We start from the raw sequence: 22,689 nt of genomic DNA, 5'->3' as shown, positions 1-22,689 counted from the left end.
AGGTAGGAAACAACAATGCTGGAAAGTCTGGGAAGAATTAACAATCCATTAGTCAGAAGCCTTGCCACAGCTGCTACAGTTTGCTCAGTAGTCACTTTATCTACAGCTATTGTCATTGGAGTCAGCAATCCCAAAGATAAATCTACCTATCAACTTGGTGTCTATTCTTCCATATTTGGGGCTGTGGCTGGTGCCGTATTTGGCTTAGTTTATACTAGTAAAGTAAGTGAAAATGAATCCACGCCAGACATCAAAACATTAGATAGTGATGTTTGGCAAGATTGGCGAAACTTTGTGGTTGTGCGAAAGGTAAAAGAAAGCGAAGAAATCACATCTTTCTATCTACAACCAGAAGATAAAGGTGAAATTCCCAACTTCCAACCAGGACAATTTTTAACTATTAAACTAGATATTCCCGGACAAAATAAGCCTGTAATTCGGACTTATTCACTTTCCGATTATTCTAAAACTTGTGAATACTATCGTCTCTCAATTAAGCGGGAACCTGCACCAAATGGATTAGATGTTATGCCTGGAATAGCATCTAATTTTATGCACGATCGCATTCACGAAGGTTCAGTAATTCCCGCCAAACCACCAAATGGTAAATTTGCGTTGGATGTGCATAAATCTACCCCCGCAGTCTTGATTAGCAATGGTGTGGGAATTACGCCGATGATTAGTATGGCAAAAGCTTGTACTCGTCTCAACCCTCAACGTTCTATTTGGTTTCTACATGGCGCTAGAGACAGTGACTTCCATGCTTTTCAAGACGAAATAATGGAAATTGTCCAACAAAATCCTAATTTCAATGTACATATTCGCTACAGTCGCCCCAAACTAGAAGATACAGGTAAATATCATAGTGTTGGTTATGTTGATGCGGTTTTAATTCAAGAATTAAATATCCAAGATGCTGAATATTTTTTATGTGGTTCAACTCCATTTATTCAGTCTGTTACTGAAGGACTAAAAGCAGCGAGAGTACCTAATAATAAAGTCTTCTTTGAATCTTTCGGTAAACCGATGAAGAGTGAGTCGGAAAAATCTACTCAGACTGTAACTCAAGGTGAAGAAGTTGCCGAAATTGTCTTTGCAAAATCTGGCAAAACTTTAACATGGCAACCTAGTGATGGCACTATTTTAGAATTTGCCGAAGCTAATGATATTAATCCACCTTTTAGTTGTCGTGTTGGGGTTTGTGGAACTTGTATATGTAAAATCCGCGCAGGTGAAGTTGCTTATCAAGAAGAACCAAGTGCAGCAACCGATGAAGGTGAAGTGTTAATTTGTATTTCTCAACCTGGAAGTTCTAGATTAGTGTTAGATATTTAATAAATTCCTGTGATTATCAAGAAGCCTTAGCAACTGAAGTCGCAGGCTAAACAAACAAAACCCGCGTAGGCGGGTTGAAAACTTTTAGCAAATACATTAATTGATAATCATTATGTCAGGTTTATAAATTGTCCCTTCAGGCATAATTGTATCTCTGAGCTTGCTATAAATTATTTTTGTCTCCCAAAGATTAGCATTTAACAAATTTGCCTTAGTTAAATTAGTCCATGTCAAGTCTGCACCATTTAAATTAGCTTCAGTTAAATCAGCCTCCAATAAGATTGCACCACATATACTAGCTTCTTGGAGATTCGCTCTAACTAATTTAGCTTCAATTAAAGAGGCCTCAATCAATTTGGCATAACTCAAGTCTGCTTCTGTGAAATCTGCACCACATAAAGAAGCTCCCCAAAAGTTACTATAGCTACATTGCGATCGCCATAAATAAGATCCACACAAATTGGCATAACTTAAATCAGCATGGCTCAAATTTGCTTGTGTTAAATCTGCTTCACTTAAATCTGTATCAGTCAAGATAGAACCCGATAAATTAGCAAATTTTAAATTTGCTCCTCGAAAGTTAGCACCACTTAAATTTAATTCTTTTAACTCAATTCCCTGCAAATCACATCCACTGAAATCCTGCTGCTGCAAACATTTTTCTGTAATTTGGCTAGAAATTAATTCCTGCACATCAGCAAAACTTCTCATGGTAATCACCTCAGAGTGTCAATAATTGCAAAGCTCAATTGTCAGAGGCACTGTATATCGAGATTACACCAATCCAGAGAATTAGCTGAATAAGAAATTAATCATATTTGGAGAATTCACGCAAAATAGGCTCAGAATGTATGTTCCACAACAAAAAATGCTGATTTATGTCAGGAAATATTAATAATATGCAGATAAAGATACCCAATTTATTGAAGCAGTCAGGTATCTTGTTAATCACTAATAAAATAATTATTCTTCGCCCCAAGTCTGTAACTGAAAATATACAAAAACTAAAGTTACAGCTAACAAAACTGTAGCCGCCGCCGCTGCATAACCAAAATCAAATTGTCCAAAAGCTTCTTGATAAATGTAGTAAACCAATAAATTAGTAGAATTCAAAGGGCCGCCACCAGTAATCACGTAAACTTGCTCAAAACTGCGTAATGTAAAAATTGCTGTGGTGACTGTAGCGAAAATTAAAGTGGGTCGTAATCCTGGTAAGGTAACATACCAAAATTGTTGCCAAGCATTTGCACCATCTAATTCGGCTGCTTCATAGCGGCTGGGGGGAATTGCTTGCAACCCGGCTAAAAAGACAACCATATTAAAGCCTAATTGTTTCCAAATGCTCAAAATAATTAAAACAGGCATTGCCCAAAAAGTATCCCCTAGCCAAGGAATGGGTGCAATACCAAATAAATGTAAAAATGCGTTGACAGGGCCAGTAGTTTGAAACAGCCAGCGAAATCCTAAACCAGCAGCTACTAGAGAAATAATGGAAGGTAAAAAATAAGCACCTCTTAACATTCCGCGCAAAGCTAGAGAACGATTCAATAACACTGCCAATCCCAAAGGAATAATTAAGCTGGGGATAACAGTAGCGAGGGTAAAATAGATTGTGTTACCCAGAACTTGCCAAAAATCTGGGGTAAGTAGTAAACGCCAGTAGTTTTTTAAGCCTACCCAATAAGTACCTGTGGATGTAAAACTACCAGCCGTGAAACTGAGATAAAACAAATAGGCGATCGGCCAAATTACAAAGATACCTAATAAAATTAGTGCGGGCGCAAGAAAAGTCCAAGCGGCAAATGTATCATTATCTAACCACGATTTATTACTATAGATTTTTGGCATCTATTAATTTTCCCTTGTTGCTGTTATGACCTTTCGCCCCGATTCTACCTTTAGCTTGGTTTCTCCCGTTATTAGCGATCGCCTATCATCTAGTGAGACTCCTATCAAACTAGGTATTCTGGCTTCGGGGAATGGTAGCAATTTTGCAGCAGTTGCCCAAGCTATTGAAAATGGGCAAATTAATGCCCAAATTCCAGTTCTAATTTACAATAATCCAGGTGCGAAAGCAGCAAGTCGAGCCGCTAATCTTGGTATAGAAACTGTTTTATTGAATCACCGCAAATATAAAAATCGGGAAGCTTTAGATCAACAGATTGTCCAGACTTTGCGCCAACATGATGTTGATTTGGTGATTTTAGCTGGTTGGATGCGACTGGTGACATCTGTATTAATTGATGCTTTTCCTCACAGAATTATTAATATTCATCCTAGTTTGTTACCGAGTTTTAAAGGACTTCACGCTGTGGAACAAGCGTTGCAAGCAAAGGTAACAATTACTGGTTGTACAGTGCATTTAGTTTGTTTAGAAGTGGACAGCGGCCCGATATTAATTCAAGCTGCTGTGCCAGTTTTACCAGAGGATACGCCAGAAACACTCCACGCCCGGATTCAAATTCAAGAACATCGAATCTTACCACAAGGAATTGCGATCGCTGCTAGTCAACTTCAAACCTCGCTCACACCTTTATCGGATGGGCAGAAATGTTACCTATGATTACATAATGGCTCTCGGCATCAGATTTTGAGAGACAATATAGATATAGAAAATAAGTTTCTCAATACAATTCATCGCCTCAAGTAACTTTGCCAGGATAGCAAATGGAGGTGTCCTATGTTTAGCGATTTTCCACTTTCTGACCCTACAACATACTTAATTGTCAAACTTATCGTTTTGATGTTGGCACTAATCCTTTTGATGGTAGTTTCTGCGGCTCCAGTCGTGTAGAGATGAGTTAATTTAAATATTGCTTTAAATGCTTGTTTCTCAGGAATATAGCGGTGAGATTATGCTGAAAATGAGCAATTTCTTACCAATGGCTGTTGTTGGTGTCACTCTATTAGCAAGTTCAGTGATTTCTGGTAAATTTATTTTTGCCCAAAACCTTAGCCTCGCTAATCAACCAGTCAATATTGCCAATTTAGTCAACGGCCGCTATCAATTTTGTAGTCAACCCGATCCTCAAGATTGGCGAGATGGCGCAGGTGTTTGTTTTAATTTCACTAAAAATAGAAACCAAGTGAATGGCTATTATGGCTATCCGCACTCTGATCAATTTATTTGTATTCGTGGGATAGCAGAGGGCAATCAGATTAATGGTGAAGGTCTAAGTATAGTGTGGGATATTCCGCCGAAAAATACACCTGATGCTGCTGAATTTAACTGGGATTCAGAAAAACATTTAACACTTAGTCAGACAAATATCCTCAATACCGTCAATGTTGACGAGGATAGTGCTAATTGGATTTTGTACCGCAAAGCTTCACTAAATCTTGAGGGATTTTACCAATACAATCGCCCTCGGATGACACCAGTATCTCAATTGTGTCAGTGGAGTCTAAAGTAGCAATTAATTAACTGGCATGTTCCCAGTCACTGAGCAACTCATGTTCTTGCTTGATTTTTTTGGTTTTGCGAAATGGAACTTTGGGAGAACCAATATCCGTACGCGGAAAAGACTGCTTTTTCTGCTTGGTAGACTTTTGATTTTCTGTAGTTAAGGTAGTCATTGATGATTATTTCCGAAAAACTCAGGACTACTTTAAATCATCAATTTCAAAACAGCAAATTTCTGAAGAAGTATTATTTAATTGATTTAGGCGATCGCACGGTATAAAAATAGTCTACGACTACAAACATTTTGGTATACCTTTGGCTGAGATCATCTCAGTAAACTACTAAGTAGGAGTATACCGGGGTATTTTAGATGGGAATGGCGATCGCAAACTCAGTGCCGATACCGGGCTGAGAATGAACTTCCATTGTGCCATTGTGTTTTTCTACAACAATTTGATGGGCTATGGATAAGCCAAGTCCAGTACCTTTACCCACAGGTTTTGTTGTAAATAACGGTTCAAATAAGCGTTGCTTGAGTCGTTCAGGAATACCAATTCCATTGTCAGCAATTTGAATGACCACCATTTGTTGAGAATTGACATCTGTTGTAATGTGAATTTGGGGAATGCGATCGCACATTTTGCCTTGGGTAATCGCTTCATCAAGAGCGTCAATGGCGTTAGCCAGAAGATTCATAAATACTTGGTTCATCTCTCCCACATAGCAATTGACATGGGGTAATTTGCCATAACACCGCATAACTTCAATGCCTGGGCGATCGCCATTGGCTTTTAGGCGGTGTTGTAAAATCATCAGCGTACTATCTATACCTAAATGCAAATCAGCCGCTAATTTGGTATCACTATCCGAGCGCGAAAAGCTGCGGAGTGAAGTCGAAAGGTGCTGAATTCGTTCAGAGCCTACCTGGAGTGAACTTAAAATTTTGACAATATCTTCCAGAACAAATTTCAGATCCAGGTTTCTAATAAAATCAGTAATTTTGGCTGGTGGGGTGGGATACGCTTGTTCATAAAGTTGGAGAAGCTCGGTAATTGCGTCAAAGTATTCTTGTAAAGGTGGGATATTGTTGGTGATAAAACTGATAGGATTGTTCATTTCATGGGCAATACCGGCGATTAACTCGCCTAAAGTTGAGAGTTTTTCTTGTTGTACCAGTTGTACTTGCGCTTTTTGCAACGCATCGGTGCGATCGCGCACTTGTTTTTCTAAAGATTGAGTCAATTGCTGGAGTTGTAAATGTACGCGCACTCTAGCAACTACCTCCTCTTGGGCAAAGGGTTTAGGGATATAATCTACGGCACCAAGAGAAAATCCCTTGATTTTGCTTTCTGTATCAGCTAAAGCTGTGGTGAAAATAATCGGCACATTTTGCGTCACAGGATTAGCTTTCAGGCGGCGACAAGTTTCAAATCCGTCAATACCCGGCATTTGTACGTCAAGTAAAATCAATTCTGGTTGATTGCGTTCGGCTTGGGCGATCGCACTTGCGCCATCGACTGCTACTCGAAAACGCCAACCCTCACTAGCCAGCGCTGCTGACAAGATAGATAAATTAGTCGGATTATCATCGACAATCAAAATAAATCCGTTAGTTGAAACCTTATTCATGATGCAATTTAAAAATTAAATTTATGCTGAATTAATTTATTTGTTGTTGAATAAAAGTTTCCAAACGTTTAAGTTGGAAATTGCTGGCTAATTGAATAATTTGCCTAGTAAAAGTGCTGAATTTATGATTGGAGTCCGCAAGTTGTTCAGCTATTTCTAAAATTTTTTGAATATCTCCGTCTTGTGCCAGTTCTAAAAATTGTTGTAAAACTTCTTTAGCAGGCAGAACTACATCAACTAAAGTATCTGAATTATCTACATTAGGTTTGTTAATAGAATTTTTTTGATTGTCATATAACCATTCCAGATGCAAAAATTGCCGTAGTAGTTCCAGAAGTGTTTCAGCTTCTATCGGCTTGGGCAGAAAAGCATTAGCACCCATATCAATACTTTTATATTCATCAATTGCAAAGACACTAGCAGAAGAAGCAATTACAGGTATCTTTTCAGATTGAGTCGATTGGCGTAAACTTTTAATAAACTCAAATCCATCCAGTACAGGCATTACCAAGTCAGTGATAATTAAATCTGGTTTGTAGGCGTTTACCTGTTCCCATCCTTCTTGACCATGACTCGCTTCTATGACAGTAAACCCTACGGGTTCCAATAAATTGACAATTACCGAGCGATTTTCCCATTTATCATCAACAATTAATATGGTGCGTTTTTGCCCTTGATAACCAATAATTGTGCCTCGCTCAAATCTTCTCGAAACCTTTGCCCAGTCTTTAGATTCTGGTACTTCCACCTCAAACCAGAAGATGCTACCTTTGCCAAACTCACTTTTTACTTGAATTTGACTATCCATCAACGAAATAATTTTTTGGCTAATAGCTAATCCTAAACCTGTACCTTCAGTTTGTCGCTTTTGACTTCCTACTTGTTCAAAGGGAAGAAAAATTTTCTCAAGTTGTTCAGGAGTCATACCAGTGCCTGTATCTGTAACTTCAAAGCGAAGTTTATAGATGGTTTGTCCCTTGTGATTAATTGCTTGGTTAGTGACTTGAATATTAAAGCTGACAGTGCCTTGAGAAGTGAATTTAATAGCATTACCAAGTAAATTAATTAATACTTGCCGTAAGCGTTTTTCATCAGCACGAATCCCGGTTGGTAAATCGGGGTCTAGTTGCAGATGAAAACCAATCACTTTTTGTTCAGCGCGGATGCGACAAATTTCACTTACACTGTCTAAAAATGCAGGTAAGTAAAAATCAATCGGATTCAATTCCAGTTTTCGCGCTTCAATTTTGGATAGATCTAAAATATCGTTAATGAGAGTTAATAAATGAGAACCACATTGATAAATAATGCCGATGCCTTTACTACCTTTTTCGCTTAAAGGTTCTGTGCGTTGCAGGATTTGTGCATAGCCAAGAATCCCATTAAGCGGGGTACGTAATTCATGGCTCATATTGGCAAGAAATTCACTTTTGGCTTGACTAGAGTCTTTAGCCACTTCTTCAGCTAAACGTAGCTCTGTTTCGATGCGTTTACGCTGGACAATCTCAGTTGAAAGCACTCTATTAACAGCTTCTAACTGAGCAGGACTGGGTATTGTGAGAGCGTGAGGGATGAGAACAAGTAAGGCAAATGCTGTATATATGGAAATAATTGCCGTGAACGCTTTTAAAGCACCGGAAATCCAGTAATCGGGGTGCCAAAGCGTCCAAATTTCCATCAAGTGTCCAGTCCCGCAGGCCAGGATAAACGCTCCAAATAAGAGAAAAACTCCATTAAAAGGAACATCTTTGCGTTGAGAAATAAAGTAAATCAGTAACAAAGGAATAGAATAATAGGCAAGAGCGATCGTGCCGTCAGCAATAATGTGGAGCCACACTAATTCTGGTTTCCAGAGATAACAATGCCCATGAGGAATAAAAGCGGTTGAGTAGAAAAAATAGTTAAAAAATGCCAAAACCATGCCGTGGCTCGCCGAATTTATAGTTGACTGTGCAACCTTATTATTCCCAAATTGTTATGAAAGCTGAACTTACATTTCCAAATAATCTGTCTAATTTATTACTTACCTTAGTTAGTATAACTTGTAGCTACACAGCCAAAATTGATCTAAGCAGGTTCAAAAACTTTAATTTTCTTGTGTTTATACCTAAGTAAATTTATTAGAGATGATAGCGAATTATTTAGATCAATACTGTTCAAAATAATCGTCTAGTATGCTTAAACGCTACATCTATTTGCCAAACATCTGCTGAGAATTAACAATCGAAAAACCCTGGCGTATTGGTTTAACCTTGGCTAACTCAACTTGGAAACTAACTTTATCGCTTGTTTCGCCACTCCGCGCTTCTAAAGTCCAGTTCCCAGGACGGAGATACCAAAATAAATTAGTTGATTGTAGATCAAGTTTTTCACCATTCAACCACCATTCAACCGCTGTAGATTGATTTCCTGCTAGTTTAAATTCTAATTTTTGCTGTCCTTCTGTGCCTGGATAGAGTAAAAATAAATCGCCATTATGAGGAGAAACAATTCTCAAATTGCTAGACACAAAATTTGATTGCTGCTTGGCTAACCACTCGTCATATTCGGGCGGTAGATTAAATTTTGTCTCAGTTTCGTAAGCAATCTTCTCTTCTGGATAAAAATACTCTTGCACTACAGAGTTACAGTCTGGTGTAGGACGTAAACCAGAAACTGCACATATAGGGAGTTTAATTAACCCTTGAGGAACTGTAAAATTTGCGGGTTCTTGGTTTTCGTGCAGGTGCAACATAATGCGATTCCACAAAGGTGCTGCACCCATCACACCGGATACTTGACGCATCGGTTCGCCGTTGAAATTTCCCACCCAAGTTGCAACGGTGTAGTCGGTGGTAAAGCCAACAGTCCAAGTATCGCGGAAGTTGGAAGAAGTTCCAGTTTTGACGGCGGAAGGGAAGGGCAAGTTTAGTACTGAGTCTACACCAAAAGCGGTGGCGCGGGCGTGGCGATCGCTCAACATATCAGTAATCAGTTGCCATGTTGTCGAATTTTCGATTTGAGATTTGAGATTTTGGGTTGAAGAATCGTTAACAGTAGGCACAAGTGGGATACTTTGTCCTTGTCTCGCCATTGTGACGTAAGCTTGAGCCAGTTCCCACAACGTGACTTCGCCACTACCGAGAGTTAAACCCAAACCGTAATATTCTGGAGTTTGATTCAGGTGAATAAAGCCTAATTCACGCAGACGTGCTAAAAAACTCGGTACGCCGATTTTCTCTAAAACTCGCACCGCAGGCACATTTAAAGAATTGGCTAAAGCTACCCGTACTCTTACCGGGCCGAGAAAGCGTTGAGTATAATCTGTTGGGCTATAAAGTTTTGCACCGGGAATGGCATAATGGGCGGGGACATCAGCCAAAATTGTGTTTGGGCGAATCAGTTTTTTTTCTAACGCCAACTCATAGACAAAGGGTTTGAGAGTAGAACCGGGTTGGCGTAGTGCTTGTACGCCGTCGTTGCGTCCGAGTTTGGCTTCGTTGAAATAATCTGGTGAACCGACGTAAGCTAAAACTTCGCCTGTGTGGTTGTCAATGACTAAAGCTGCTGCATCGTGGACGTTGTTAGCAGCGAGGTTGGAGATGACTTGTTGTGCTTGGGCTTCGACGAATTGTTGTAATGGTCGTTCGATAGTGGTTTGGATGAGATGATCCCCCCAACCCCCCTTAAAAAGGGGGGCTATATTCTTCCCCCCTTGATAAGGGGGGCTAGGAGGGATCTGCATTTGATTTGCTAACCAAAACAAGAAATGAGGTGCAGCGATAATTCCCCGTTGACGAGACTGAAAAACGACTTTTTCAGTTTGGGTTTTGTCGGCTATTTGCTGAGTAATATAGCCATCCTGTACCATCCGGTTGAGGACGTATTTCTGACGCTGTTTGAGTCTATCCCAATGTTGTAGCGGGTCAAAGTAGGTGGGATTATTAGGAATAGCTGCTAAAAGACTGGCTTGGGCAAGATTTAACTCACTGGCGGGTGTTGAAAAATAAGTCCGGGATGCGGCTTCTACACCATATATATTGCCGCCCATTGGTAGACGGTTGATATATGCAGTGAGAATTTCATCTTTATTCATTCCCGCCGCTAACCGCCAAGCTAACCAAATTTCTTGCAATTTTCCTGATAAGTTGCGGGTGGATGGTTCTAACATCCGTGCTAACTGCATGGTAATTGTAGAAGCACCGGAGACTATTTGTTTGGCGTGAATGGCTTGGTTGATGGCGCGGATAATGGCTTTGATATCCAACGCGCCATGATGGTAGAAACTGCTATCTTCGGCGGCGATAATTGCCTTGATAAATTGGGGAGAAACTTGATTTAAAGGGACGACGGCGGTATGTTCTTGGTCACGGGTGAGGATTGTTCCTAATGGTAGCCCATTGCGATCGCTAAATTCCAAAGCCAACTTATTTTGGGCGATGTCTGCGGTATGAATAGGCGCAAAATAAGGCAGTAGCCGCACGACTAAGCATATCAATACAATAGCTAAGATAAATTTTGACTTTTGGATGAGCCGCCTACTTAGTCTCATCAGAGACTCCCCTGTATAGTAAAACTTACTTTAATTGTGGCGCGGTGACTCTTTCTTTATCAGTGATTATTTCCAAGACTTAACAATCTCTATCAATATAAATTAAGAATTGTAGTGATTTTTGGAAATAACTACACTAAATTGGTTATCCATTGTATACCGAGTTCCTCTTTATTTTCTTCTCTGTGTAACTTTGCGTTTACCTCAGCGTACCTCTGCGTTTATTTTTATAAAACATGATTATAAAAATCATCCTCCAATTATTTATTACTCTCACATTTATACTAAGCATTAGCGGGTGTAGTTTATTGGGTATATCCTCAAACAAAGAACCGTTACCCGCCGTTTCTCCTCTCACGTCACCAAAGTTACCAGACTGGATTGAACAAATTAGCCCTATTGGTGATGCTACCCCTTTAAATCAGATTCGTATCCGCTTTAAGGAAGCATTAATTCCTGTTGAACGTCTAGATAGTGCAGAACAGCAAAATTTATTACAAAAATTTACTTTATGGCCGCCTTTACCGGGTCAATTTCGCTTTTTAACACCGCGGATGGTAGGCTTTCAAGCAGATAAAGCACTACCACAAGCGACAAGATTTCAAGTTACTTTAAAAGCGGGTTTAGCAGATTTAAAAAATCACAAGTTAAATCAAGATTTGGCTTGGACTTTTAACACTGAACCTATCAAGTTGACTGATTTACCTGGGGTGAATCCTGTGGAGAAGGCTGAGATTCAACCTATAGATTTAAAACAAAAACTGCAATTTACCTCCAATGTCGAATTAAACTTAGCTTCCTTACAAGAACATCTTAAACTTGTACCGGAAGGAAAAAATAAAGATATCAGTTTTAATGCAGAGTTGGCGAAAGAAAAAAAACCTAAAGAGGGTGAAGACCCTTTAGAGAAATTTGACCCTTCAATGCGTAATTGGGTTTATAATCTCATACCCCAGCAAGGTTTAGAAAAAGCGACTAACTACCGTCTGGTATTTTCTCCCGGCATATTACCAAATTACGGTAATTTACCAACAGATAAAGAGTCGGTGAGTAAGTTGGCGACTTATTCACCTTTAGAATTTAAAACCATCAACTTTTATGGACAACCAGATGTTAATGGAACTTACGGAAGGTTTATTAAAGGTAGCCCACAGTTAGAATTTAATAATATATTATTGGCAGATTCAGTTAAAGATAATATCAAAATTGATCCAGCACCAAAAGATATCTCTCGACTGTTCCAAGTTCCAGAAGAATCTAATTTAGTGACTCTTAATCCCTACGCTTTAGAACCTACAACTAATTATAAAATTACGATTGGAACAAATATTAAAGATAAATTTGGGCAGACTTTAAATAAACCTGTCACCTTACAATATAATACTGGCGATTTGGCAGGTGATATTTGGGTTCCATCAGATATACATATCTTTCCGTCAAATCAAAATTTACAGTTAAATATTAGTACAGTTAATTTACCAGAGTCTAAATATAAAGCTGCTTATCGTGTAGTTCAACCTAGCGATTTAGTTTATTTTAATAGTGCTTCACCTAAAGGTAATGATAACGAGTTATTACCACAGCTAAATTCATGGCAAAGCTTTAAAGTCAACACTAAGAAAAATCAACTTGTTGATGTCAATATCCCGTTAAGAGAAAAGCTTGGTAGCCCTACAGGTATGTTAGCTTATGGAGTCCAAGCCCGCACCAATAAATATCAAGATAATGGCAAAGAATTGTGGCGAGAACCTATAACTTATGGTTTAGTTCAATTAACAAATTTGGGTGTATTTAGTCAATGGTTTCCTGACTCTGGTTTAATTCGCGTGCATCATTTGAGTGATGGTTCACCAGCTAAGAATGCAGCTATTGAAGTTTATCAATCAAAGTTAGAGGAAAAATATCCCAGTAATGCTGTATCTTGCGCGATAGGTAAAACTGATGAAAATGGTAATTTCAGATTACAAGTTGATAATTTAAAGCAGTGTTTTGCAGATAATCAAAGATTTACTAAATCACCACAATTATTAGTAATTGCGCGAGAAAAACAAGATTGGGCTTTTGCGAGAACCGAAGAATATAGCGGTTCTTTTGGTTATGGTATTGATGCAGGTTGGCAAGAAGCTAAAGCAGAATCACGGGGTGTAATTTTTTCTGATAGAGACTTATATCAACCAGGCGAAAAAGCTTGGTTTACTGCTTTTGCTGACTATTTACAAAATGGGACTCTTCAGCAAGATAAAAACGCGATTTATCAATTAACTTTGCTTAATCCAGACGGAAATAAGACACAATTAGGTGGTAAAACTACAAATGAGTTTGGGACTTTTTCTTTAGAGTTACCTATTCAGAAAACTCAAGCTTTAGGCTACTATACAATTCAGGGTAAAGGTAAAGAAGGGCAAGAAATTTCTGGGGAGTTTCGGGTAGCAGAATTTAAACCACCTAATTTTAAAGTTGAACTTAATTTAGATAAAGAATTTGCCCTAACTAACGATAAAGTGGCAGCGAAAGCCGCTAGTAATTATTTATTTGGTGCGCCTGTCGAAGCTGGGGAAGCAAAATATTTTGTCACGCGCCAACAAACTAGTTTTATTCCTAAAGGTTGGGAAGAATTTAGTTTTGGGAGACAATGGTTTTGGCCGGAAGAAAGTCCATCTTTAACCAGTGATGTTTTGCAAACTAGTTCTAAATTAGATGCAAGTGGTAAAACTAGTCAAACTGTGACGGTGGCGAAAGATTTACCTTACCCAATGACTTATCAAGTAGATGTGCAAGTTGCGGATGTATCTAATTTATCTGTGGCTGCTTCTCAAAAGTTTACGGCTTTACCTAGTAACCGTTTGATTGGGTTGAAAAGTAATTTCATCGCTGATGCTGGTAAGGCTTTACCTGTTGAAGTTATTGTTACTGAACCTACAGGAAAATCAATCACAGGTCAACGGGTGCATTTAGAATTACAACAAATGAAATATAGTAGCGTGACGCAGTTAGTTGAAGGTAGCCACACTGCTAAAAATCAAGTTGAATATAAAACAGTTGGACAAGCAGAGATTACATCTGCGGAAAATCCTCAAATATTAACTTTGACACCAAAAGAGTCAGGTTCTTATCGCATTCGTGCCAATTTTAGCGATACAAAAGAGGAATTAAGTGCAACAGATTTACAAATTTGGGCAACAGGGGAAACTTCAGTTTACTGGAGTTCGGAAGATAGCGATCGCCTAGAAGTTAAACTAGATAAAAAAGAGTATAAACCTGGGGAAACTGCCACAGTTTTAATTCAATCTCCCTACCCTGAAGCGGAATTATATTTCGCGGTAATTAAAGATAAACCAATTTATCAACAAGTAACCAAAGTCAAGGGTGGTGCGCCTCAAATACAGTTTCAAGTCACACCAGAAATGTTACCAAATGCAGCAGTAGAAGCTGTGTTAGTCAGACAAGGCGCACCTCTTAACCAAGTCGCACCAGGAAGTTTAGATAAACTTGTGAAAATTGGGTTTACACCTTTTAAAGTCAACTTGCAAGATAAATATTTAAAAGTACAAGTGACACCTTTGCAAGCATCTTTAGAACCGGGTGCAGAACAAACAATACAATTAGAACTCAAAGACAATCAAAATAACCCCACCCCTGGACAATTTACTGTCATGGTGGTGAATGAAGCGGTGTTGCAACTATCTGGTTATCGTCCACCAAATTTGGTAGATACAGTCTATGCAGAACAGCAAATCTCTACCCGGTTCAGCGATAATCGTCCTGATGTGGTGATACAACCCCAAGATATCGCCAAACCCAAAGGTTGGGGTTATGGAGGTGGTTTTTCTGTCGGTGCAGCAAATACCCGTGTCCGCACAGATTTTCAAGCGTTGGCTTATTACAATGGTTCTGTGTTAGCTGATGCGAGTGGGAAGGCGCAAATAACCTTTAAATTACCTGATGATTTCACGACATGGCGGGTGATGGCTGTCGCTACCGATGGAAACTTACGCTTTGGTAACGCTGATGCGACATTTATCACCACCAAGCCACTGCTAACTAATGCCATCTTGCCACAGTTTGTCCGTCCAGGCGATCGCATTTTCGCAGGTTTATCCGTCACCAACACCACCGGGAATAACGGAAACCTCTCAATTAACGGTGAACTTAGCGGTACAGTCAAGTTTGCCGAAAATAACCCCACCACGACTTCATTGCAAACTAACGCAGAACCAGCTACCAAAGCTTATCGCTTCCCGATGATTGCAGGTGGCGTTGGAGAAAGTAAAGTCAGATTTACCACTCAACTAAATAATACAGCCGATGCTTTTGAACTGCCTTTAGAAGTGAAGCCGCTAGAAATTACCGAACAAGTTGTCGAAGCTGGGGTAACAGAAAAGCAAGTTAAAATTCCCCTCAATGTTGATAAAAATATCTACCCGGAAGCTGGCGGTTTAGATATTCAATTGGCGAGTACATTAATACCCGAAATTAAAGCACCAGCTAAACAAGTTTTAGAAGATGATGATTTACCTTTTGCAGAACCAGCCGCTAGTCAATTAATAATTGCTGCTAACCTACAAACTTTAGGACAAAAATACAGTCAATCCTTTGCTGAATTTAATCCTAGCCAAAAAGCAAATCAAGCCATTACCCAACTGCAAAAATTACAGATAGCCGACGGTGGTTTTGCTGCTTATCCAGGACAAGAAAAATCAGATCCTTGGGTTTCTGCATATTCGGCTGAATCTTTAGTAAAAGCTAATCAAGCATTTCCTGGTTTTATCGATTCTGCCACACTAACGCGCTTGAAAAATTATCTGCAAAAGGTACTAGCAAACCCAGGACAGTATGATTTTTGTAAACAACAAATTTGTAAAAATCAACTGCAATTAAACACCTTAATCGCTTTAGCAGAATTAGGTGATAAAAGCAATAGTTTCTTAGGTGATATTTACCAACAACGTAATAACTTTGATATCGTCACCCAAATCAAACTAGCGCGGTACTTATCGCAATTCCCTGAATGGCAAGATGAATCACAACAAATGTTGAACCAGCTACAACAAAATATCTATGAAACTGGACGCAACGCCGTAGTTAGTTTACCCCAAAGCTGGGGATGGATGAATTCATCTACCACCGCCCAAGTACAAGCTTTAAGGTTATTTATTGCCAAACAAAGCAAACCAGAAGTCATCGATAAATTATTCCAAAGTCTATTAGGATTACGCCGCGATGGAACATGGCAAACTAACTATGATAATGCTCAAGCTTTAACAGCATTAGTAGAATATAGTCAACTCCAACCCACACCACCAAATTTTGCCACTACAGTTAAATTAGCTGGTCAAAAGTTAGGTGAAAATCGCTTTGATGGTTACAAAAATCCTAACTTGCAACTAAATGTCGCAATGGATAAATTACCCCGTGGTCGTCATGATTTGATGTTGCAAAAATCAGGAAAAGGTAGATTACATTATTTAGTTGCCTATAATTATCGCTTGCAAGGCAACCAAGCAGGAAGATTTAACGGGTTACGAGTAACAAGAGAAATTAGCAAAGTTGGTGAAGAAAAAGTTCTGCAAAAAACAGGAATGTATGCTGTTGATAAACCCTTAACTGTAGATAGTGGTCAAGTATTTGATATTGGTTTAGAAATAATTGCAGATCATCCTGTAGATCATGTAGTAATTAAAGACCCATTACCAGCAGGATTTGAAGCGGTAGATCAGAGTTTTCAAACTGCGACAGCCGCATTACAAGCCAAAGCCGATAGTTGGGAACTTGGTTATCGGAATATTTACCGCGATCGCATTATCGCTTACGCCGACCACCTTGAACCAGGAGTTTACAGCTTACATTACTTAGTTCGTTCTGTAACTCCCGGTACATACACATGGCCTGGCGCAGAAGCGCATCTGCAATATGCACCAGAAGAGTTTGGGCGTTCGGCTGATTCTACAATTGTGCTTAACGCAGAGGTGCGCTGAGTCTTTTTATTTAACAAGTTAGATGAAATAGAATGCAGAAACTGACAAAACAACTAGTAACTTGGCTAAGTGCAACCATCATAGTTGTAGGTGTAGCAGGTTGTGATAAATTCTCTGGTGCTTCTGGAGATTTGGTTGAACGAGTTAGCGATGGTGATACTTTAGCAATTAAAGATGCTAAAGGTAATAAATTTAATGTGCGTTTTGCTTGTGTAGATGCGCCAGAAGTACCCCATTCGCAAAAAGAAAGGAACAGTAGCCGCGTTAGCGATCGCAATCAATTTAACTGGGGTGAAAAAGCACAAGCACGCTTACAACAACTCGTAAAGCAATCAGGCGATCTCGTGATTCTGAATATCACAGATACTGATCGCTATCAAAGAAAGGTGGCTGAAGTGCGTTTAAAAGATGGTACGTTTGTCCAAGAAGTCTTATTAAGAGAAGGTTTAGCTAAGGTATATCGTCCTTATCTCAATAAATGTCCCAGTAAAGATTTAGTTCAACAAGCTGAAACAAAAGCACAGCAGCAAAAACTAGGAGTTTGGAGTGATAGCAAATTTACCAACCCTTGGGAGTTTCGGAGTGCTAATAAGAATAAATAACTTGTATTTTATCTGTAAACTTTAGCCTCACCACATTAGTAGCTCAGAATAACTATTCTTTCAGACTTCTATTCGTTCTTCCCATCCATGCTTACCTGCGACTTCTTTCGTGACAAATTCAATGAGTGCTGGGGGTGCGATTGATATTAAAACACTCGGATAAACTGCTGTACCCCAAACAGGATGAACTAGCATACAGCATTTATTTTTAATGACTGGATAGCCAAGTAAGGCTTTCACTACAGCTGTATCATTATGGGGCATAGCACCAGGACGGGACAGTAACGGATAGCCAGTACGCGGATCAATTAAGTCTGCGAGATAGCCGCGATCGCGCAGATCAAAAGCCACGTCACAGCCGAACCGCATAAACTTTTCCCGTAAGCGTTGTTTCTCTGACTCAATTTCTGTTGTGCTTTTGACTAAATAATGTTGCGATCGCTGCAAGACAATTACCACCCAAAATAAAGGTTGTTGTTTCCAATCTGGTAATATGTGTTCGCAGTTGGCACAGATATATTGGCTAGGTGCATGAATGGAAATTTGCACCGCTTGTCCCATATCACCAACTAAATTTATGGGACTCCTTTGTTCCGAAATGTCAACGCTGGGGTAGTTCACTACATTGATTCGGTTTTTTACAAGTTGTTAATTTATTCCTTGCGATCGATAATAACTCTTAAAACTTTCTAAAAACCATCAATTTTTCCTCAGCAGTAAGATTTTGTTGCAAATTATGTATGTGGATGCTCAATTTTTAATCCAATTTTTATCATTTATTAACCTTACTTAAAATTCTGCACCAGATGTCAAGGACTAGAATTTTCTGGCTGGGTTGTGTAGTAAGTTTATATGTACTAATTTGAATCTCTAGACTCAAAATTCCTGCTTAATGCTTAGTTGTGAAAGTTTTGGATTGCAACAGTGGACAAGGTTAAAACCCCTTTTCTGGTTTCCTGTTGTGTACTGTCTGAGTAACCAGTTGATTCCCCACAAGATTTCCAACTGATGATTTTTTTGGAGAAGTTGTCCAAACAATTAAGTCAGGACAACTTCTGGTACACCCCTTGCACAATACAAACAATATCAGTATTCACCACAATTTGTTTGCCAAATTGGCAAAAATTAAAAATGTAGTGCGTAAGTAGGTCTGAACCTGATGATTATTGGTGTTAGCAACTCAGGAAAATTCTTAATTTTAGACGCAGTTCTCTCAAGTCAGGAAAGCCGCACACTCGCGTGTCTGTTCCTGACGGCTGAATCTTACGTTGCTAATTGTCATAATAGAAGCAGTTACTTGATTGCGTCTAAATAGTTAAATTTACTTGATTGCGTAAATCCTAGCTCTCAGAAATCAACTAAACTCAGTGAGGCTACTCATGAATACTGATCAGCAACTCAACATTAATTTACGTGAAGAACTTGAAGTAGCTAGAAGACAGTTAAAATATGACCAAAAAGGTGGAATTGCAGCCTTAGATAAGATTTACCGCCAAGGTAGAGTACCAAATCCCACTTTAAACGGTCGCTACTGGGGTGAGTTTCTGACCGCTAATTTCCATCCAGTTTTAGATAGTTGGTTAGATATTATCACTAAAATGTGGCTACCTTGGGAAGGTAAAACCTTTGATGCTAATACCAATACGGGAGATAATATTTTTACCAATGATGGCTTATTACTAGGACGCATCATCTGGCCTTTTTATAATGGTTATATTGCAGATAGTAGAGGTCGAACACTAGCTTTCAAATTCCAAACATCGCGGGACAAGTGTTTATTAGAGCCAGATATTGAAGTTTTGCGCTTGAATTTTGATTTACCTGAGAATCCTCAATTCTTGATTCGTGACTTGGTAGACCAGTTAGTCCAGATTGATGAGGATTTTTATCTAGGAAAAGCGGTACTCAAACATCCTGATGGCGGTCGGTTTTGCGCTGCTTACTTTACCCTAAAATCTGGATTGGTTACTGATTAATTATATAGGTCAATATAGCACCCTCATTTGATTTCAAGAATCGTATGAGGGTAGAGAAACATCAATAAAATTGGCTTGACAACACTTACATTAGCTAATTACTAATTATATTCCCATTCTTCATATTCCACAAAATAAATACATTGATCACACACTTCAGTCGGATTCACAGCACATTGAATATAAGGCGATCGCGCATTAAATAAGCAATCATTCTTTGGCAAAAAATTCTTAGTTTTGCGGCTTTGATTTGGTTCTCTAACCTGCATCTGGGGTGTGGCGATCGCTGATACGATTCCCAGTAAATACCAAACTGTAGTGCAAAAAGCCATTAACACAAAATCAGACACACGTCCCATATTCAACACCTAGCTAAAATCTTGACTTGCAAATGATTTTAGCGATATTAAAAGATTTATTCATCCGTCATTAGTAATTCGTCTTTAGTCAAGAAAAATAATTGATAATGAGCAAAAAAGGCTAAAAATACCTAAATCACCAGTATCTAAAGTAATAGATATCCAAAACTTATAAAAATAAATTATTCACTACTCTATTTAGCTGGAAACTCATTAACATCTGTTGAGCTTGTTACTAAAACATCAGAAGAAAGTAGTATAATTTGCAGGCTTATTAGATCGCTTAAGTAGGCTTTTGGTATTGCTCTAATGTTGTTAAATCCAGTAGTTACAATCAACATATTTCAAAAACAAGCTAACCCTCTAATATATTCAGTCGATCAAGTCATCTTTGAAGAAGGAGAGGCTGGTGATTTTATGTTTGGCATTATTGAGGGAGAAATCAATATATTAGTAAACGGTAAAGTTGTCGAGACAATTACATCTGGTGATGTTTTTGGTACAGGAGTACTCGTAGGAATCAAAAATCGGACTTATACGGCGATCGCCAAAACAAAATGCCAACTTGTTTCCCTAGATGAAAAACGATTTCTCTTCGCTGTTCAAGAAACACCGATGTTTGCACTGCATGTAATCAAAAATTATTCAGAGCGTTTGTCGCGTTTGCAACACATGGTTTAGAGGTGTAGCAAGTCAAAGGGGACAGGTGACAGGTGATAGGGTAAAAAGCTTTTAGTGTCTATCTCTGAATCACCTTGGCTATTGCTATAACTTGACTACAAGCGCAACCGAGAAACGAGACTTAATTAATACTCACTTTCTCGGTGCGATCGCATTATTTAAAGCGGCTGGACGCAATCGATAGAAAATACTCTTGTCAAATTGCACTCGCTCAAATGATTCATGGAGATTAATTGTAGTTTCTCCACTACCCAGAAATAAGTAACCATCTGGGTTTAATTGCTGTTTCACTTTGGTAAGTAAATCTTTCTTAGTAGCTATATCAAAATAAATTAAAACATTGCGAAGAAAGATAATATCAATATTAGGTAAAGTTGACCAAGAATTAACAAGATTTATTTGTTGGAAGTCAATCGTTTGGCGAACTTCATCGTGAATTTGCCATTCATTGTCTAATAATTTAAAATACTTTTCGCGCAAATTTTTAGGTAGACCACGCTTAATTTCTAATTGGTTATAACGCCCTTCCTTGGCACGGGCTAAAACTTTACCAGAAAAGTCACTAGCAATAATTTTTAAAGACCAATTAGCTAATAAAGGAAAATGCTCACGAATCAGCATAGCAACACTATAAGGTTCTTGCCCATGAGAACAGGCAGCACACCAGATATTGAGCGATCGCTCAATTCGCCGTTTTTTAATCAACTCTGGCAGAACCAATTGTTTCAAAGCTTCAAAGGGATATGTATCCCGAAAAAATGAAGTTTCGTTAGTTACTAAAGCTTCAATTGTCTGAATATGCAAATCATTCAACGGTTGATGTCGCAGGTAAGCAATTAAATTCGTAATTGTAGTGAATCCTGCGGCTTCAGCAATGGGCTGCAAATATAACTCCGCCAAATAAGTCTTATCACCATCTAACACTACTGCTGAATGCTGATAAACTAATTGCCGCAAATAGTCAAAATCCGAAGTAGTAATATCCATTGTCTGTTTCATTACAGACCCGACCTTTGAACCGGATGAATGCGCTGCATAATTTCACCTGCCATTTGCTCAAGGGGAACAATCCGATCTGCTAGTCCGGCATTGACAACAAAACCAGGCATTCCCCAGACTACACTACTAGCTTCGTCTTGTGCTAATACTTGTCCGCCAACTTCTCGGATACATTGACAGCCATGCAATCCATCTTGACCCATACCTGTAAGAATCACCGCGATCGCTCTTGCACCATAAACTTGGGCTACCGAACGTAACAGTACATCCACTGAAGGGCGACAAGAATTTTCTGGGGGTGCTTGATGAACAGCTAAACACACCTGATTTCCTTGACGCTGCACAATCAGATGAAAATCTCCCGGTGCTAACCACACTTGTCCAGCTTTGAGGGGAACTCCATCCACAGCTTCCTCTACGGGGATTTTACATTTAGAAGATAATCGTTCAGCTAGTAGCTTTGTAAACATCGGTGGCATGTGTTGCACAATCAGAATAGGAACGGAAAAATCTGCGGGGATTTCACTCAGCAGTGTAGCGAGAGCGTTCGGACCCCCAGTAGAAACCCCAATAGCGACCACATCCACTGGTGCTGTTTTTTTCGAGATAGGAAGAACAACAGCATTGGCGATCATCGCATTTAAGGGCGAAACCGCCGGGATTCCTGCACCAAATAGTTTAATTTTGGGAATTAATTCTTGGCGGATATGTTGGTTAGCAGCCTCCACACTACCCAGATTACTCGGTTTTGTGGCGTAATCTGAAGCACCTAAAGAGAGAGCTTCGATGGTAGCAGTTGCGCCAGCATGAGTAGATGTACTGAACATAATCACCGGCAGGTGTGGATAAATTGGTCGGAGGGCGGCCAAAGTTTCCAAACCGTTCATTTCCGGCATTTCTACATCTAATAGGACAACATCAGGATTGACTTGCGGAATCTTGGCCAAGGCAATGCGACCATTGGCGGCAACCCCGACTACCTCTATTTGCGGATCGCTGGATAAAATCTTACTGACGCGACTGCGAACCAACACCGCATCATCCACAACTAATACCCGAATTTTTGGCATGGTCAAGTTTCAAGAACAAAAATTGAATGTTTCACGCAGAGGAGGCAGCACGTTCGTTGTAGCGACTGCCGTCAAAGTGTCCGTCGCGCGGAGAGTAAACAAAGTTTCCTACTCCTGACTCCCAACCAC

The 22,689-nt window shown here is 39.3% G+C and carries 17 protein-coding genes; 7 read left to right on the top strand and 10 right to left on the bottom strand.

Annotation, left to right across the window (positions count from 1 at the left end):
• Positions 1-15: 15 nt before the first annotated feature.
• A complete protein-coding gene (locus tag NCWK1_RS10350) occupies positions 16-1,335 on the top strand; it encodes a 2Fe-2S iron-sulfur cluster-binding protein (protein WP_103124654.1) in 1,320 nt (439 codons plus the stop codon).
• A gap of 96 nt (positions 1,336-1,431) precedes the next feature.
• Here NCWK1_RS10350 and NCWK1_RS10345 read toward each other — a convergent pair whose 3' ends face one another.
• Both NCWK1_RS10345 and NCWK1_RS10340 read right to left on the bottom strand, forming a co-directional pair.
• Entirely contained in the window at positions 1,432-2,046 is a 615-nt protein-coding gene (locus tag NCWK1_RS10345; protein ID WP_103124653.1) for a pentapeptide repeat-containing protein, read from the bottom strand.
• A gap of 252 nt (positions 2,047-2,298) precedes the next feature.
• Positions 2,299-3,183, bottom strand: a complete 885-nt coding sequence (locus NCWK1_RS10340; RefSeq protein WP_103124652.1) for a carbohydrate ABC transporter permease — start codon at positions 3,181-3,183, stop codon at positions 2,299-2,301.
• Positions 3,184-3,208: 25 nt separating this feature from the next.
• On the opposite strand from NCWK1_RS10340, the gene purN reads away from it, so the two are divergent.
• Both purN and NCWK1_RS10330 read left to right on the top strand, forming a co-directional pair.
• On the top strand, positions 3,209-3,898 hold the full coding sequence (purN, locus tag NCWK1_RS10335) for a phosphoribosylglycinamide formyltransferase (RefSeq protein WP_103124651.1): 690 nt from the start codon (positions 3,209-3,211) through the stop codon (positions 3,896-3,898).
• 259 nt (positions 3,899-4,157) lie between these two features.
• The gene (locus NCWK1_RS10330; RefSeq protein ID WP_245894873.1) at positions 4,158-4,748 is read left to right on the top strand and encodes a hypothetical protein; all 591 of its coding nucleotides are present in this window, start codon (positions 4,158-4,160) and stop codon (positions 4,746-4,748) included.
• Between the two features lie 7 nt (positions 4,749-4,755).
• Here NCWK1_RS10330 and NCWK1_RS29505 read toward each other — a convergent pair whose 3' ends face one another.
• From NCWK1_RS29505 to pbpC, 4 genes are all read right to left on the bottom strand, one after another.
• On the bottom strand, positions 4,756-4,911 hold the full coding sequence (locus NCWK1_RS29505) for a hypothetical protein (protein ID WP_187308114.1): 156 nt from the start codon (positions 4,909-4,911) through the stop codon (positions 4,756-4,758).
• Between the two features lie 193 nt (positions 4,912-5,104).
• A complete protein-coding gene (locus tag NCWK1_RS10325) occupies positions 5,105-6,367 on the bottom strand; it encodes a sensor histidine kinase (protein ID WP_103124649.1) in 1,263 nt (420 codons plus the stop codon).
• 31 nt (positions 6,368-6,398) lie between these two features.
• A complete protein-coding gene (locus tag NCWK1_RS10320) occupies positions 6,399-8,288 on the bottom strand; it encodes an ATP-binding protein (protein ID WP_103124648.1) in 1,890 nt (629 codons plus the stop codon).
• Between the two features lie 270 nt (positions 8,289-8,558).
• Complete coding sequence (gene pbpC, locus NCWK1_RS10315; protein ID WP_103124647.1) at positions 8,559-10,898, bottom strand: penicillin-binding protein 1C; 2,340 nt, start codon at positions 10,896-10,898, stop codon at positions 8,559-8,561.
• Between the two features lie 236 nt (positions 10,899-11,134).
• On the opposite strand from pbpC, the gene NCWK1_RS10310 reads away from it, so the two are divergent.
• A complete protein-coding gene (locus NCWK1_RS10310; protein ID WP_103124646.1) occupies positions 11,135-16,873 on the top strand; it encodes an alpha-2-macroglobulin family protein in 5,739 nt (1,912 codons plus the stop codon).
• Positions 16,874-16,905: 32 nt separating this feature from the next.
• Positions 16,906-17,475 (top strand): thermonuclease family protein, encoded by a 570-nt coding sequence (locus NCWK1_RS10305; protein WP_103124645.1) that lies wholly within the window; start codon positions 16,906-16,908, stop codon positions 17,473-17,475.
• A gap of 60 nt (positions 17,476-17,535) precedes the next feature.
• On the opposite strand, the gene NCWK1_RS10300 is transcribed toward NCWK1_RS10305, so the two are convergent.
• Positions 17,536-18,096, bottom strand: coding sequence for a methylmalonic aciduria and homocystinuria type D protein (locus tag NCWK1_RS10300; RefSeq protein WP_187308113.1), 561 nt, complete (start codon positions 18,094-18,096; stop codon positions 17,536-17,538).
• A 758-nt stretch (positions 18,097-18,854) separates the two neighbouring features.
• Between NCWK1_RS10300 and NCWK1_RS10295 the strand changes: the two genes are divergently transcribed.
• Positions 18,855-19,451 (top strand): hypothetical protein, encoded by a 597-nt coding sequence (locus NCWK1_RS10295; RefSeq protein ID WP_103124644.1) that lies wholly within the window; start codon positions 18,855-18,857, stop codon positions 19,449-19,451.
• Positions 19,452-19,552: 101 nt separating this feature from the next.
• On the opposite strand, the gene NCWK1_RS10290 is transcribed toward NCWK1_RS10295, so the two are convergent.
• On the bottom strand, positions 19,553-19,810 hold the full coding sequence (locus NCWK1_RS10290; protein WP_096575312.1) for a DUF6464 family protein: 258 nt from the start codon (positions 19,808-19,810) through the stop codon (positions 19,553-19,555).
• 312 nt (positions 19,811-20,122) lie between these two features.
• Between NCWK1_RS10290 and NCWK1_RS10285 the strand changes: the two genes are divergently transcribed.
• Positions 20,123-20,491: a Crp/Fnr family transcriptional regulator gene (locus tag NCWK1_RS10285; protein WP_096584721.1), complete on the top strand. Its 369-nt coding sequence runs from the start codon at positions 20,123-20,125 to the stop codon at positions 20,489-20,491.
• A gap of 132 nt (positions 20,492-20,623) precedes the next feature.
• Here the strand turns inward: NCWK1_RS10285 and NCWK1_RS10280 are convergent, their stop codons facing one another.
• Together NCWK1_RS10280 and NCWK1_RS10275 are read right to left on the bottom strand one after the other, a co-directional pair.
• Positions 20,624-21,490 carry a CheR family methyltransferase gene (locus NCWK1_RS10280; protein ID WP_096575310.1) on the bottom strand — a complete coding sequence of 289 codons (867 nt, stop codon included), beginning with the start codon at positions 21,488-21,490 and terminating at the stop codon, positions 20,624-20,626.
• The gene (locus tag NCWK1_RS10275; RefSeq protein WP_096575308.1) at positions 21,490-22,560 is read right to left on the bottom strand and encodes a protein-glutamate methylesterase/protein-glutamine glutaminase; all 1,071 of its coding nucleotides are present in this window, start codon (positions 22,558-22,560) and stop codon (positions 21,490-21,492) included. The genes NCWK1_RS10280 and NCWK1_RS10275 overlap by 1 nt, the downstream gene beginning before the upstream one ends.
• Positions 22,561-22,689: the final 129 nt, after the last annotated feature.

The organism is Nostoc cycadae WK-1, assembly GCF_002897135.1.
Taxonomy (GTDB): Bacteria; Cyanobacteriota; Cyanobacteriia; order Cyanobacteriales; family Nostocaceae; genus Nostoc_B.
The sequence above is the reverse complement of the archived record's forward strand: the minus strand, read 5'-3'. Positions and strand labels throughout refer to the sequence as shown.

Bases quoted from the DNA above. Each gene is read 5' to 3' on its own strand.
- NCWK1_RS10305 (WP_103124645.1), top strand. From the start codon at position 16,906: ATGCAGAAACTGACAAAACAACTAGTAACTTGGCTAAGTGCAACCATC.
- NCWK1_RS10320 (WP_103124648.1), bottom strand. From the start codon at position 8,288: ATGGTTTTGGCATTTTTTAACTATTTTTTCTACTCAACCGCTTTTATT.
- NCWK1_RS10280 (WP_096575310.1), bottom strand. From the start codon at position 21,490: ATGAAACAGACAATGGATATTACTACTTCGGATTTTGACTATTTGCGG.
- NCWK1_RS10290 (WP_096575312.1), bottom strand. From the start codon at position 19,810: ATGGGACGTGTGTCTGATTTTGTGTTAATGGCTTTTTGCACTACAGTT.
- NCWK1_RS10330 (WP_245894873.1), top strand. From the start codon at position 4,158: ATGCTTGTTTCTCAGGAATATAGCGGTGAGATTATGCTGAAAATGAGC.
- purN (WP_103124651.1), top strand. From the start codon at position 3,209: ATGACCTTTCGCCCCGATTCTACCTTTAGCTTGGTTTCTCCCGTTATT.
- NCWK1_RS10310 (WP_103124646.1), top strand. From the start codon at position 11,135: ATGATTATAAAAATCATCCTCCAATTATTTATTACTCTCACATTTATA.
- NCWK1_RS10350 (WP_103124654.1), top strand. From the start codon at position 16: ATGCTGGAAAGTCTGGGAAGAATTAACAATCCATTAGTCAGAAGCCTT.
- pbpC (WP_103124647.1), bottom strand. From the start codon at position 10,898: ATGAGACTAAGTAGGCGGCTCATCCAAAAGTCAAAATTTATCTTAGCT.
- NCWK1_RS10345 (WP_103124653.1), bottom strand. From the start codon at position 2,046: ATGAGAAGTTTTGCTGATGTGCAGGAATTAATTTCTAGCCAAATTACA.
- NCWK1_RS29505 (WP_187308114.1), bottom strand. From the start codon at position 4,911: ATGACTACCTTAACTACAGAAAATCAAAAGTCTACCAAGCAGAAAAAG.
- NCWK1_RS10295 (WP_103124644.1), top strand. From the start codon at position 18,855: ATGAATACTGATCAGCAACTCAACATTAATTTACGTGAAGAACTTGAA.
- NCWK1_RS10275 (WP_096575308.1), bottom strand. From the start codon at position 22,560: ATGCCAAAAATTCGGGTATTAGTTGTGGATGATGCGGTGTTGGTTCGC.
- NCWK1_RS10340 (WP_103124652.1), bottom strand. From the start codon at position 3,183: ATGCCAAAAATCTATAGTAATAAATCGTGGTTAGATAATGATACATTT.
- NCWK1_RS10325 (WP_103124649.1), bottom strand. From the start codon at position 6,367: ATGAATAAGGTTTCAACTAACGGATTTATTTTGATTGTCGATGATAAT.